This window comes from Escherichia sp. Lx600-2, assembly GCF_036662595.1.
Classification (GTDB): Bacteria; Pseudomonadota; Gammaproteobacteria; order Enterobacterales; family Enterobacteriaceae; genus Escherichia; species Escherichia coli.
Genome location: NZ_JAYQWM010000013.1, coordinates 15,666 through 28,545 on the forward strand (window position 1 = coordinate 15,666; position 12,880 = coordinate 28,545).

Sequence of the window (12,880 nt, forward strand, 5' to 3'; positions counted from 1 at the left end):
GCGCCATTTTGTTTCCCCCGATGTGGCGCAGACTGATTTATCACCCCGATATCAACTATGCACTACGACAAACGCTGGTGCTATGTTTGCCCGTGGCCGTTGGGTTAATGCTTGGCGAATTACGATTCGGTCTGCTCTTCTCTCTCGTTCCTGCCTGTTGCAATATTGCGGGCCTTGATACGCCTCATAAACGTTTTTTCAAACGCTTAATCATTGGTGCGTCGCTGTTTGCCACCTGTAGCTTACTGACACAGCTGCTACTGGCAAAAGATGTTCCCCTGCCCTTTTTGCTGACCGGATTAACGCTGGTACTTGGCGTCACTGCTGAGCTGGGGCCATTGCACGCAAAATTGCTTCCTGCATCGCTGCTCGCCGCCATTTTTACCCTCAGTCTGGCGGGATACATGCCGGTCTGGGAACCGTTGCTCATCTATGCGTTGGGCACTCTCTGGTACGGATTGTTTAACTGGTTTTGGTTCTGGATCTGGCGTGAACAACCGCTGCGCGAGTCACTAAGTCTGCTGTACCGTGAACTGGCAGATTATTGTGAAGCCAAATACAGCCTGCTTACCCAGCACACCGACCCTGAAAAAGCGCTGCCGCCGCTGCTGGTGCGCCAGCAAAAAGCGGTCGATCTAATTACCCAGTGCTATCAGCAAATGCATATGCTTTCCGCGCAAAATAATACTGACTACAAGCGGATGCTGCGTATTTTCCAGGAGGCGCTGGATTTACAGGAACATATTTCGGTCAGTTTGCATCAGCCGGAAGAGGTGCAAAAGCTGGTCGAGCGTAGCCATGCGGAAGAAGTTATCCGCTGGAATGCGCAAACCGTCGCCGCTCGCCTGCGCGTGCTGGCTGATGACATTCTTTACCATCGCCTGCCGACGCGTTTTACGATGGAAAAGCAAATTGGCGCACTGGAAAAAATCGCCCGCCAGCATCCGGATAATCCGGTTGGGCAATTCTGCTATTGGCACTTCAGCCGCATTGCCCGCGTGCTGCGCACCCAAAAACCGCTCTATGCGCGTGACTTACTGGCCGATAAACAGCGACGAATGCCGTTACTTCCGGCGCTGAAAAGTTATCTGTCACTAAAGTCTCCGGCGCTACGCAATGCCGGACGACTCAGTGTGATGTTAAGCGTTGCCAGCTTGATGGGCACCGCGCTACATCTGCCGAAGTCGTACTGGATCCTGATGACGGTATTGCTGGTGACGCAAAATGGCTATGGCGCAACCCGTCTGAGGATTGTGAATCGCTCCGTGGGAACCGTGGTCGGGTTAATCATTGCGGGCGTGGCGCTGCACTTTAAAATTCCCGAAGGTTACACCCTGACCTTGATGCTGATTACCACCCTTGCCAGCTACCTGATATTGCGCAAAAACTACGGCTGGGCGACGGTCGGTTTTACTATTACCGCAGTGTATACCCTGCAACTGTTGTGGCTGAACGGTGAGCAGTACATCCTTCCGCGTCTTATCGATACCATTATTGGTTGTTTAATTGCTTTCGGTGGTACCGTCTGGCTGTGGCCGCAGTGGCAGAGCGGGTTATTGCGTAAAAACGCCCATGACGCTTTAGAAGCCTATCAGGAAGCGATTCGCTTGATTCTGAGCGAGGATCCGCAACCTACGCCACTGGCCTGGCAGCGAATGCGGGTAAATCAGGCACATAACACTCTGTATAACTCATTGAATCAGGCGATGCAGGAACCAGCGTTCAACAGCCATTATCTGGCAGATATGAAACTGTGGGTAACGCACAGTCAGTTTATAGTTGAGCATATCAATGCCATGACCACGCTGGCACGGGAACACCGGGCATTGCCACCTGAACTGGCACAAGAGTATTTACAGTCTTGTGAAATCGCCATTCAGCGTTGTCAGCAGCGACTGGAGTATGACGAACCGGGGAGTTCTGGCGATGCCAATATCATGGATGCGCCGGAGATGCAGCCGCACGAAGGCGCGGCAGGTACGCTGGAGCAGCATTTACAGCGGGTTATTGGTCATCTGAACACCATGCACACCATTTCGTCGATGGCATGGCGTCAGCGACCGCATCACGGGATTTGGCTGAGTCGCAAGTTGCGGGATTCGAAGGCGTAATGCAGGCTAAACCATCGGATAAGGCATTCACGCCGCATCCGACATCTTTTTCCTGATGCGTCGTATTTACGCCCCAATCACCTTAGCCACTGCGTGGGCGAAACGTTGCATCCCTTCATCGATATCCGCATCTTCCACCACCAGCGACGGCGCAAAACGCATCACATCCGGTCCGGCATTCAGCACCATTACGCCAGCCTCTGCGCCCGCATACAGGAAATCACGCGCCTGACCTTTGTACTGTGGTTTCAGCTCCGCGCCAATTAACAGCCCCATACCGCGAATATCGCTAAACACATCGTACTGCTGATCGATCTTCTGCAAATGGTCAACAAAACGCTGGCGTTTCGCCTGAATGCCTTCCAGCACTTCAGGGGTATTAATGATATCAAACGCCGCGCCCGCTACTGCACAGGCCAGAGGATTACCGCCGTAGGTGGAACCGTGAGAACCAGGATGAAACGCAGAAGCAATTTCCGCCGTGGTCAGCATGGCGCTAATCGGGAAGCCGCCGCCTAACGCTTTCGCAGAAGTCAGAATATCCGGCGTCACGCCGTAGTGCATGTAAGCAAACAAATCGCCGGTCCGCCCCATCCCGCACTGCACTTCATCAAACACCAATAATGCCTGATATTGATCGCACAGCTCACGCAAGCCCTGCAAAAACTCTGGCGTCGCTGCCATCACACCGCCCTCGCCCTGGATCAGCTCAACCACCACCGCACAGGTGTGATCATCCATCACCGCTTTCACTGCGTGGAGATCGTTAAAGGGAACGTGGATGATGTCTGCCGGTTTCGGCCCAAAGCCGTCGGAATATTTTGGCTGCCCACCCACCGAGACAGTAAACAGCGAGCGACCATGAAAAGCGTTATGGAAGGCAATAATTTTGGTTTTGAATGGACTATGACGCACACAGGCGTAATGGCGTGCCAGTTTAAAGGCGGTTTCGTTAGCTTCCGTGCCGGAGTTCATAAACACCACGCGTTCGGCAAACGTTGCCTCAATCAGTTTACGCCCAAGACGCAGCGCCGGTTCATTGGTGAAAACGTTACTGATATGCCACAGAGTTTCGCCCTGGGTTTTTAACGCGTTCACCAGCGCAGGATGGCAATGGCCCAACGCCGTAACTGCAATGCCACCCGCGAAATCGACATACTCCTTGCCTTGCTGATCCCAGATTCGGCTGCCCTGACCTTTTACCGGAATGAACTCTGCCGGAGCATAAATCGGCAGGATCACTTCATCGAAAGTCGCGCGTGTAATTGCTGTTTGTTCAATTGCCATCTCATGATCACCCTGTTACGCATAAATCAATGTGAAATTATAATCACAAAATATGCATAAAAAATCACTGAATGGCAATCACAAATCAGCGATGAAGGAAATTAGCCAGCAGTTGATGTCCTTGTTCGCTGAGAATACTTTCCGGATGGAACTGCACACCTTCCAGATCCCACTGGCGATGGCGAATCCCCATAATCTCGCGGGTTTCGCTCCAGGCCGTCACTTCAAAGCACGCTGGTAATGAGTCAGGTTCCACCACCAGCGAATGGTAGCGTGTCACGGTAAGTGGATTTGCCAGCCCCCGAAATACGCCCTCACCGCTATGTGTAATCGGCGAGGTTTTGCCGTGCATGACCTTTGCGGCGCGCACAACTTTACCGCCAAATGCCTGCGCCATTGCCTGATGACCGAGGCAAACGCCAAGAATCGGCAAGCGCCCGGCATAGTGACGAATAACGTCAAGGGAGATCCCGGCTTCATCTGGCGTACAGGGGCCGGGTGAGATGACAATTTTTTGCGGTTTCAGGGCGTCGATATCCGCCAGCGTCAACGCATCGTTGCGCTTAACCAGCACATCCGCCCCCAGTTCACAAAAGTACTGGTAGAGGTTCCAGGTAAAAGAATCGTAGTTATCTATAAGCAGGATCATGGCGGCTCCGGTACGAAAGAACCGCGCTATTTTACTCAGATTCCCCGGCTTCGCTTACCACTTTGCTAAATATCATCTGCAGTGCGGTAAGATCCCCCATTGCCCCACTCTGATTTGCCTGATTCCAGGCCTCTTTTTCGATACCCTGCCAGCTCAGTTGATATCCGGCATGAATCGCCAGTTGCTCGAAGAAGATCCGCTGTGCCAGACCACTTCCCACCCGGAAGGGATGCAGCACGTTGATTTCACAATAGTAATGCGCCAGCCGCTCGACGAACTTCGCTTTCTCCAGGCCAACCAGATAACCTTCTTCCTCCAGATCCTGCATCAGGGCATTGCCCTCTTTTTCGATATAAGCAAAGTGGCAGAACGGCGTATCGCCCTGATAAATATCAACTTCACGCAGTTGCCCTGCCCAGTCGAAAATATCCTGATACAGCTGGCGATGGATAGTGCGCAAATGCGGTAAACCGCGCACCAGCGGACCAAGCTCAATGGTCGCAGCACGCAGCGCCGTCATTTCGTAAGCGGCCTGTTCCAGCCGCTGCTGCTGGCGGATGTTCAGCCGGTTACGCATGATATCAAGGCCTGGATAAAGATACGGATCGCGCCCTTCGCCGAATTTATCGCTCATAGTGCCTCCTCAGCTCTTCAAGGCGCGCTAAAGCCTCTGCGGCAGTATGAGTGACTAAAGGCATCTCGACGCCTTCAAGACGGCGACTGGCCTGAAAATTACGATTACGCTGAAGCTCCCAGAGACGGGACTTTTGCTTATCGGTGAGTTTCTTCACTTGATGCCTCCCTGAACGTGTCCATTTGCCACAAGTATAAGCGGCAAATCCGGGTTACGCCGGGAGAGCAGAAGCGCGGGCAAGATTGCCCGCGCGAGAAATCATTACGGCAGGACTTTAGCGGAAAGGATAACTACCGGTTTTGACGGCACATTCTGGTACGGACCAACGTCATGAGTCGGCACCTGGGAAATCTTATCGGCAACGTCCATGCCTTTCACCACTTTACCAAATACCGCGTAACCGAAATCACGCTGACCATGGTCAAGGAAGGCGTTATCGGCAACGTTGATAAAGAACTGGCTGGTGGCGCTGTCTTTGTCAGCGGTACGCGCCATCGCGATGGTGCCACGCGTGTTGCGCAGGCCGTTATCGGCTTCATTTTTGATTGGCGGGTTTGGTTTTTTCTGCTGCATCTGCTCGGTGAAACCGCCGCCCTGAATCATAAAGCCAGGAATGACGCGGTGAAAGGTAGTGTTGTTATAAAAACCGCTGTTCACATAATCGACAAAGTTTTGCACAGACACTGGCGCTTTTTGTTTATCCAGCTCCAGTTCGATGTTACCAGCTGAGGTTGTCAACAATACGTGCGGGTCCCCTTTCGCTGCCATTGCTGCGGGAGAAAGAGCAGAAAGAGCGAAAACAGCAGCCATCGCCGCCAGGGTCGATTTGAACATGAGATTTCCTTAACAAACAGAGCAGAAAAAAAGCAAGTGAAGAGATTCTAAATAGCCTTCAAGAACAAGGCCATCCCTTTACCTAATTTTACGTATCTGAAATATATGTAACCTGACGATCACTTTTTATTTCGTGATCAAAATCACCTCTTAAAATGCAATTTAGCAACCGATTGCAATAAAACATTTAAACAGATCACAAAATCACCTAAAATCGCCCGCTCGCGGCATATCCCGCTATGCCATTTTATTTTTGAACGCAGGCCAATCATGACTAACAGCAATCGCATCAAGCTCACATGGATTAGCTTTCTCTCCTACGCACTGACTGGTGCGTTGGTTATTGTCACCGGGATGGTGATGGGAAATATCGCCGATTATTTCAATCTGCCTGTTTCCAGTATGAGTAACACCTTCACCTTCCTCAACGCCGGCATTTTAATCTCTATCTTCCTCAACGCCTGGCTGATGGAAATCGTCCCGTTGAAAACGCAGTTACGTTTTGGCTTTCTCCTGATGGTGCTGGCGGTTGCCGGTTTGATGTTCAGCCACAGCCTGGCGCTGTTCTCGGCGGCGATGTTCATTCTCGGGGTGGTCAGCGGCATCACCATGTCGATTGGTACATTCCTGGTAACACAAATGTATGAAGGGCGTCAGCGCGGTTCCCGCCTGTTATTTACCGACTCCTTCTTCAGTATGGCTGGGATGATTTTCCCAATGATCGCCGCGTTTCTACTGGCGCGCAGCATTGAGTGGTACTGGGTTTATGCCTGCATCGGGCTGGTGTATGTCGCTATTTTTATTCTGACTTTCGGCTGTGAGTTCCCGGCGCTGGGCAAACATGCGCCAAAAACGGATGCTCCGGTAGCGAAAGAAAAGTGGGGGATCGGCGTACTGTTTCTCTCTGTTGCGGCGCTGTGCTACATCCTCGGTCAGTTAGGTTTTATCTCCTGGGTGCCTGAGTATGCCAAAGGCCTGGGCATGAGCCTGAACGACGCCGGCACGCTGGTAAGTAACTTCTGGATGTCGTACATGGTCGGCATGTGGGCGTTCAGCTTTATTCTTCGCTTCTTTGATTTGCAACGTATCCTGACCGTACTGGCTGGTCTGGCTGCGATTCTGATGTACGTCTTTAACACCGGAACACCGGCACATATGGCGTGGTCAATTCTCGCCCTGGGCTTCTTCTCCAGCGCGATCTATACCACCATCATCACCCTGGGTTCACAGCAGACCAAAGTACCGTCGCCAAAACTGGTTAACTTTGTCCTGACCTGCGGGACCATCGGTACTATGTTGACCTTCGTAGTTACCGGCCCGATTGTTGAACATAGCGGTCCGCAGGCGGCACTGCTTACAGCAAACGGTCTGTACGCTGTCGTCTTTGTGATGTGCTTCCTGTTAGGTTTCGTCAGCCGTCACCGTCAGCATAACACCCTGACCTCTCATTAATTGCTCATGCCGGACGGCACTATCGTCGTCCGGCCTTTTCCTCTCTTACCCCCGCTACGTGCATCTATTTCTATAAACCCGTTCATTTTGTCTATTTTTTGCACAAACATGAAATGTCAGACAATTCCGTGACTTAAGAAAATTTATACAAATCAGCAATATACCCCTTAAGGAGTATATAAAGGTGAATTTGATTTACATCAATAAGCGGGGTTGCTGAATCGTTAAGGTAGGCGGTAATAGAAAAGAAATCGAGGCAAAAATGAGCAAAGTCAGACTCGCAATTATCGGTAACGGTATGGTCGGCCATCGCTTTATCGAAAATCTTCTTGATAAATCTGATGCGGCCAACTTTGATATTACCGTTTTCTGTGAAGAACCGCGCATCGCTTATGACCGCGTACACCTCTCGTCTTACTTCTCTCACCACACCGCCGAAGAGCTGTCGCTGGTGCGCGAAGGCTTCTACGAGAAACACGGCATCAAAGTTCTGGTCGGCGAACGCGCTATCACCATCAACCGTCAGGAGAAGGTGATTCACTCCAGCGCCGGGCGCACCGTTTTTTATGACAAGCTGATCATGGCGACCGGCTCCTACCCGTGGATCCCGCCAATCAAAGGTTCTGATACTCAGGACTGCTTTGTCTATCGCACCATTGAAGACCTCAACGCCATTGAATCCTGCGCCCGTCGCAGCAAGCGTGGTGCCGTTGTAGGTGGCGGCCTGTTAGGTCTGGAAGCCGCTGGCGCGCTGAAAAACTTAGGTATTGAAACCCACGTTATCGAATTTGCCCCTATGCTGATGGCAGAACAGCTTGATCAGATGGGCGGCGAGCAGCTGCGTCGCAAAATCGAAAGCATGGGCGTGCGCGTTCACACCAGCAAAAACACCCTTGAGATTGTGCAGGAAGGTGTCGAAGCGCGTAAAACCATGCGTTTTGCCGACGGCAGCGAACTGGAAGTCGACTTTATCGTCTTCTCTACCGGTATCCGTCCGCGCGATAAGCTGGCAACCCAGTGTGGTCTGGACGTTGCTCCGCGTGGGGGTATTGTCATTAATGATTCCTGCCAGACTTCCGATCCGGATATCTACGCCATCGGTGAATGCGCAAGCTGGAACAACCGTGTATTTGGTCTGGTAGCACCAGGCTACAAAATGGCGCAGGTCGCCGTTGACCATATTCTCGGTAGCGAAAACGCCTTTGAAGGTGCTGACCTTAGCGCCAAGCTGAAACTGCTGGGCGTAGACGTAGGCGGTATTGGTGATGCGCACGGTCGCACACCAGGCGCACGTAGCTACGTTTACCTCGACGAAAGCAAAGAGATCTACAAACGCCTTATTGTCAGCGAAGACAACAAAACCCTGCTCGGTGCGGTACTGGTGGGCGATACCAGCGACTACGGCAACCTGCTGCAACTGGTGCTGAATGCTATCGAGCTGCCGGAAAACCCGGATTCTCTGATTCTGCCGGCGCACTCGGGTAGCGGTAAGCCGTCTATCGGTGTTGATAAACTGCCGGACAGCGCGCAAATCTGCTCCTGCTTCGACGTCACCAAAGGTGATCTGATTGCTGCCATCAACAAAGGCTGCCACACCGTTGCGGCGCTGAAAGCCGAAACCAAAGCGGGTACTGGCTGCGGTGGCTGTATCCCGCTGGTCACTCAGGTACTGAACGCGGAACTGGCGAAACAGGGCATCGAAGTTAACAACAACCTGTGCGAACACTTTGCTTATTCGCGTCAGGAACTGTTCCATTTGATCCGCGTTGAAGGCATTAAAACCTTCGAAGAACTGCTGGCGAAACACGGCAAAGGCTACGGTTGTGAAGTTTGTAAACCGACCGTCGGTTCGCTGCTGGCCTCCTGCTGGAACGAATACATTCTGAAGCCGGAACATACTCCGCTGCAGGATTCTAACGATAACTTCCTCGCTAACATCCAGAAAGACGGCACCTACTCGGTGATCCCGCGCTCTCCGGGCGGTGAAATCACCCCGGAAGGACTGATGGCAGTGGGTCGTATCGCGCGTGAATTTAATCTCTACACCAAAATCACCGGCTCTCAGCGCCTGGCGATGTTTGGCGCACAGAAAGACGATCTGCCGGAGATCTGGCGCCAGCTGATTGAAGCTGGCTTCGAAACCGGTCATGCCTATGCGAAAGCACTACGTATGGCGAAAACCTGCGTGGGTAGCACCTGGTGCCGCTACGGCGTTGGCGACAGCGTCGGCCTCGGCGTGGAACTGGAAAACCGCTACAAAGGCATCCGTACGCCGCACAAAATGAAGTTCGGTGTCTCCGGCTGTACCCGTGAATGTTCAGAAGCTCAGGGTAAAGACGTGGGTATTATCGCCACTGAAAAAGGCTGGAACCTGTATGTTTGCGGTAACGGCGGCATGAAACCGCGTCATGCGGATCTGCTGGCGGCGGATATCGATCGCGAAACGCTGATCAAATATCTCGACCGCTTCATGATGTTCTACATCCGTACTGCCGACAAACTGACGCGTACCGCACCGTGGTTAGAAAACCTCGAAGGCGGCATCGATTACCTGAAAGCGGTGATCATTGACGACAAACTGGGGCTGAACGCACATCTGGAAGAAGAGATGGCGCGCCTGCGTGAAGCGGTAGTGTGTGAGTGGACTGAAACGGTCAATACGCCGTCTGCGCAGACTCGCTTCAAACACTTCATCAACAGCGACAAGCGTGACCCGAACGTACAGATGGTGCCAGAGCGCGAACAGCACCGTCCGGCAACGCCGTATGAACGTATCCCGGTAACTCTGGTGGAGGACAACGCATGAGCCAGTGGAAAGACATCTGCAAAATCGATGACATCCTGCCTGAAACCGGCGTCTGCGCGCTGTTAGGTGACGAGCAGGTAGCAATTTTCCGCCCGTATCACAGCGACCAGGTGTTTGCGATCAGCAACATCGACCCGTTCTTCGAGTCCAGCGTGCTGTCACGCGGACTGATTGCGGAACACCAGGGCGAGCTGTGGGTCGCCAGCCCGCTGAAAAAACAGCGTTTTCGCTTAAGCGACGGCTTGTGCATGGAAGACGAACAGTTTTCCGTCAAACATTACGAAGCGCGAGTGAAAGACGGCGTGGTGCAGCTGCGCGGTTAATGTTTTAACGGGAGGCGCAATGCCTCCCCTTTTTGCATGGTCCTGTAATAATCTTCGGTATATTGCAGGATATTTTTTAAACTTTTTGTTTTATTTTTTGTTTTTATTTTTTAAAGGATAATCAAATGTTTACAGACACTATTAATAAGTGTGCGGCTAACGCTGCGCGCATTGCACGCCTGTCGGCAAATAACCCGCTCGGCTTTTGGGTCAGCTCCGCCATGGCGGGCGCGTATGTGGGTCTTGGGATCATCCTGATTTTCACGCTCGGTAATTTGCTCGATCCGTCCATACGTCCTCTGGTGATGGGCGCGACCTTTGGTATCGCCTTAACGCTGGTGATTATCGCCGGTTCTGAACTGTTCACCGGACACACCATGTTCCTCACCTTTGGGGTGAAAGCGGGCACCATCAGCCACGGGCAAATGTGGGCAATCCTGCCGCAAACCTGGCTGGGTAATCTGGTCGGTTCCGTCTTCGTTGCCATGTTCTATAGCTGGGGTGGTGGTAGCCTGCTGCCGGTAGATACCAGCATCGTTCACTCCGTCGCGCTGGCTAAAACCACTGCACCGGCAATGGTACTGTTCTTCAAAGGTGCATTGTGTAACTGGCTGGTTTGTCTGGCAATCTGGATGGCGCTGCGCACTGAAGGGGCGGCGAAATTTATCGCAATCTGGTGGTGTCTGCTGGCATTTATCGCGTCCGGCTACGAGCACTCCATCGCTAACATGACGCTGTTCGCGCTCTCCTGGTTCGGCAACCACAGCGAAGCCTACACGCTGGCGGGTATTGGTCATAACCTGCTGTGGGTGACGCTGGGTAATACTTTATCGGGCGCCGTATTCATGGGATTGGGTTATTGGTATGCTACGCCGAAAGCGAATCGTCCGGTTGCGGACAAATTTAATCAAACTGAAACGGCTGCCGGTTAATTACTAAGGGGTTTTTACGTGGATCATTTGCCTATATTTTGCCAATTACGCAATCGCGACTGTCTGATTGTCGGCGGTGGTGATGTCGCGGAACGCAAAGCAAGGTTGCTGTTAGACGCAGGCGCTCGCTTAACGGTGAATGCATTAGCGTTTATTCCACAGTTCACCGCATGGGCAGATGCAGGCATGTTAACCCTCGTCGAAGGGCCATTTGATGAAAGCCTTCTCGACACCTGCTGGCTGGCGATTACAGCGACGGATGATGACGCGCTTAACCAGCGCGTCAGCGAAGCCGCTGAAGCTCGTCGCATCTTCTGTAACGTGGTCGATGCGCCGAAAGCCGCCAGCTTCATTATGCCGTCGATTATTGACCGCTCACCGCTGATGGTGGCGGTTTCCTCTGGCGGTACTTCTCCGGTTCTGGCGCGCCTGTTGCGCGAAAAACTCGAATCACTGCTGCCGCTGCATCTGGGCCAGGTAGCGAAATACGCCGGGCAGTTACGCGGTCGGGTAAAACAACAGTTCGCCACGATGGGTGAACGCCGCCGCTTCTGGGAAAAACTGTTCGTTAACGACCGTCTGGCGCAGTCGCTGGCGAACAACGATCAGAAAGCCATTACTGAAACCACCGAACAGTTAATCAACGAACCGCTCGACCATCGTGGTGAAGTGGTGCTGGTTGGTGCAGGTCCGGGCGATGCCGGGCTGCTGACACTGAAAGGTCTGCAACAAATTCAGCAGGCAGATGTGGTGGTCTACGACCGTCTGGTTTCTGACGATATTATGAATCTGGTACGCCGCGATGCGGATCGTGTTTTCGTCGGCAAACGCGCGGGATACCACTGCGTACCGCAGGAGGAGATTAACCAGATCCTGCTGCGGGAAGCGCAAAAAGGCAAACGCGTGGTGCGGCTGAAAGGCGGCGATCCGTTTATTTTTGGCCGTGGTGGCGAAGAGCTGGAAACACTGTGCAACGCGGGTATTCCGTTCTCGGTGGTTCCGGGTATTACCGCAGCTTCTGGTTGCTCTGCCTATTCGGGTATTCCGCTCACGCATCGCGATTATGCCCAGAGCGTGCGCTTAATTACCGGACACTTAAAAACCGGTGGCGAGCTGGACTGGGAAAACCTGGCGGCAGAAAAACAGACGCTGGTGTTCTATATGGGGCTGAATCAGGCTGCGACTATTCAGCAAAAGCTGATTGAACACGGTATGCCTGGCGAAATGCCGGTAGCAATTGTCGAAAACGGAACAGCAGTCACGCAGCGCGTGATTGACGGTACGCTCACACAACTGGGCGAACTGGCGCAGCAAATGAACAGTCCATCGCTAATTATTATTGGTCGGGTTGTTGGCCTGCGCGATAAACTAAACTGGTTCTCCAACCATTAATTTAATCAGGGCCAGAGAATTCTGGCCTTTTTCGTTTACAACTCTCTTTATATATTCAGCAGATAAAAATATAACTCATTAACAAAAATCATTTGTTTTTGCCCCGTTATATTCACCGTTACAGCGACTTACAAAATTAAGTCATTCACTCACTGACGCCGATTAAATATTCCTGTATCGTTCTTAATGAGCAGTCTACTTATATTCATATAATCAATGAATATTAATCAATATATAATACATAGGGAATGTAAATGAACAAATTTATTAAAGTTGCACTGGTAGGTGCAGTACTGGCTACGTTAACTGCATGTACTGGTCATATTGAAAACCGTGATAAGAACTGCTCTTACGACTACCTGCTGCACCCAGCAATTTCTATTTCTAAAATCATTGGCGGTTGCGGTCCTACTGCACAGTAAGTCTCTGACAGAAATCAGCTAACACCGGTTTAATTGCC

The 12,880-nt window shown here is 52.0% G+C and carries 12 protein-coding genes; 7 read left to right on the forward strand and 5 right to left on the reverse strand.

Going from position 1 to position 12,880, the window contains the following annotated elements:
- The first annotated feature begins 20 nt into the window (after nucleotides 1-20).
- Nucleotides 21-2,111 (forward strand): YccS/YhfK family putative transporter, encoded by a 2,091-nt coding sequence (locus OQV04_RS07080; protein WP_001295162.1) that lies wholly within the window; start codon nucleotides 21-23, stop codon nucleotides 2,109-2,111.
- A 66-nt stretch (nucleotides 2,112-2,177) separates the two neighbouring features.
- On the opposite strand, the gene argD is transcribed toward OQV04_RS07080, so the two are convergent.
- The 5 genes from argD to ppiA form a co-directional block, all read right to left on the reverse strand.
- Complete coding sequence (argD, locus tag OQV04_RS07085; RefSeq protein WP_247806587.1) at nucleotides 2,178-3,398, reverse strand: bifunctional acetylornithine/succinyldiaminopimelate transaminase; 1,221 nt, start codon at nucleotides 3,396-3,398, stop codon at nucleotides 2,178-2,180.
- A gap of 85 nt (nucleotides 3,399-3,483) precedes the next feature.
- Nucleotides 3,484-4,047, reverse strand: coding sequence for an aminodeoxychorismate synthase component 2 (gene pabA / locus OQV04_RS07090; protein WP_000601857.1), 564 nt, complete (start codon nucleotides 4,045-4,047; stop codon nucleotides 3,484-3,486).
- Between the two features lie 31 nt (nucleotides 4,048-4,078).
- Nucleotides 4,079-4,681 carry a putative adenosine monophosphate-protein transferase Fic gene (locus tag OQV04_RS07095; RefSeq protein ID WP_001280641.1) on the reverse strand — a complete coding sequence of 201 codons (603 nt, stop codon included), beginning with the start codon at nucleotides 4,679-4,681 and terminating at the stop codon, nucleotides 4,079-4,081.
- Complete coding sequence (locus tag OQV04_RS07100; protein WP_032281696.1) at nucleotides 4,671-4,838, reverse strand: YhfG family protein; 168 nt, start codon at nucleotides 4,836-4,838, stop codon at nucleotides 4,671-4,673. Before OQV04_RS07100 ends, OQV04_RS07095 begins: the two co-directional genes overlap by 11 nt.
- A gap of 104 nt (nucleotides 4,839-4,942) precedes the next feature.
- Entirely contained in the window at nucleotides 4,943-5,515 is a 573-nt protein-coding gene (gene ppiA, locus OQV04_RS07105) for a peptidylprolyl isomerase A (RefSeq protein ID WP_000477225.1), read from the reverse strand.
- A 270-nt stretch (nucleotides 5,516-5,785) separates the two neighbouring features.
- Here ppiA and tsgA point away from each other — a divergent pair, with 270 nt between their 5' ends.
- The 6 genes from tsgA to OQV04_RS07135 all read left to right on the forward strand — a co-directional run bounded on the left by tsgA (nucleotide 5,786) and on the right by OQV04_RS07135 (nucleotide 12,842).
- Nucleotides 5,786-6,967: an MFS transporter TsgA gene (gene tsgA, locus OQV04_RS07110; RefSeq protein ID WP_000185243.1), complete on the forward strand. Its 1,182-nt coding sequence runs from the start codon at nucleotides 5,786-5,788 to the stop codon at nucleotides 6,965-6,967.
- Nucleotides 6,968-7,229: 262 nt separating this feature from the next.
- Nucleotides 7,230-9,773: an NADPH-nitrite reductase large subunit gene (gene nirB, locus OQV04_RS07115; protein WP_032281697.1), complete on the forward strand. Its 2,544-nt coding sequence runs from the start codon at nucleotides 7,230-7,232 to the stop codon at nucleotides 9,771-9,773.
- Complete coding sequence (gene nirD / locus OQV04_RS07120) at nucleotides 9,770-10,096, forward strand: nitrite reductase small subunit NirD (protein WP_000084764.1); 327 nt, start codon at nucleotides 9,770-9,772, stop codon at nucleotides 10,094-10,096. The genes nirB and nirD overlap by 4 nt, the downstream gene beginning before the upstream one ends.
- Before the next feature lie 125 nt (nucleotides 10,097-10,221).
- Nucleotides 10,222-11,028, forward strand: a complete 807-nt coding sequence (nirC, locus tag OQV04_RS07125) for a nitrite transporter NirC (RefSeq protein WP_032281698.1) — start codon at nucleotides 10,222-10,224, stop codon at nucleotides 11,026-11,028.
- Nucleotides 11,029-11,046: 18 nt separating this feature from the next.
- Complete coding sequence (gene cysG / locus OQV04_RS07130) at nucleotides 11,047-12,420, forward strand: siroheme synthase CysG (RefSeq protein WP_032281699.1); 1,374 nt, start codon at nucleotides 11,047-11,049, stop codon at nucleotides 12,418-12,420.
- A 254-nt stretch (nucleotides 12,421-12,674) separates the two neighbouring features.
- Nucleotides 12,675-12,842 (forward strand): YhfL family protein, encoded by a 168-nt coding sequence (locus OQV04_RS07135; protein WP_001031834.1) that lies wholly within the window; start codon nucleotides 12,675-12,677, stop codon nucleotides 12,840-12,842.
- Nucleotides 12,843-12,880: the final 38 nt, after the last annotated feature.

Coding starts and splice junctions, on each gene's coding strand:
- OQV04_RS07080 (WP_001295162.1), top strand. CDS start 21: ATGTGGCGCAGACTGATTTATCACCCCGATATCAACTATGCACTACGA.
- argD (WP_247806587.1), bottom strand. CDS start 3,398: ATGGCAATTGAACAAACAGCAATTACACGCGCGACTTTCGATGAAGTG.
- pabA (WP_000601857.1), bottom strand. CDS start 4,047: ATGATCCTGCTTATAGATAACTACGATTCTTTTACCTGGAACCTCTAC.
- OQV04_RS07095 (WP_001280641.1), bottom strand. CDS start 4,681: ATGAGCGATAAATTCGGCGAAGGGCGCGATCCGTATCTTTATCCAGGC.
- ppiA (WP_000477225.1), bottom strand. CDS start 5,515: ATGTTCAAATCGACCCTGGCGGCGATGGCTGCTGTTTTCGCTCTTTCT.
- tsgA (WP_000185243.1), top strand. CDS start 5,786: ATGACTAACAGCAATCGCATCAAGCTCACATGGATTAGCTTTCTCTCC.
- nirB (WP_032281697.1), top strand. CDS start 7,230: ATGAGCAAAGTCAGACTCGCAATTATCGGTAACGGTATGGTCGGCCAT.
- nirD (WP_000084764.1), top strand. CDS start 9,770: ATGAGCCAGTGGAAAGACATCTGCAAAATCGATGACATCCTGCCTGAA.
- nirC (WP_032281698.1), top strand. CDS start 10,222: ATGTTTACAGACACTATTAATAAGTGTGCGGCTAACGCTGCGCGCATT.
- OQV04_RS07135 (WP_001031834.1), top strand. CDS start 12,675: ATGAACAAATTTATTAAAGTTGCACTGGTAGGTGCAGTACTGGCTACG.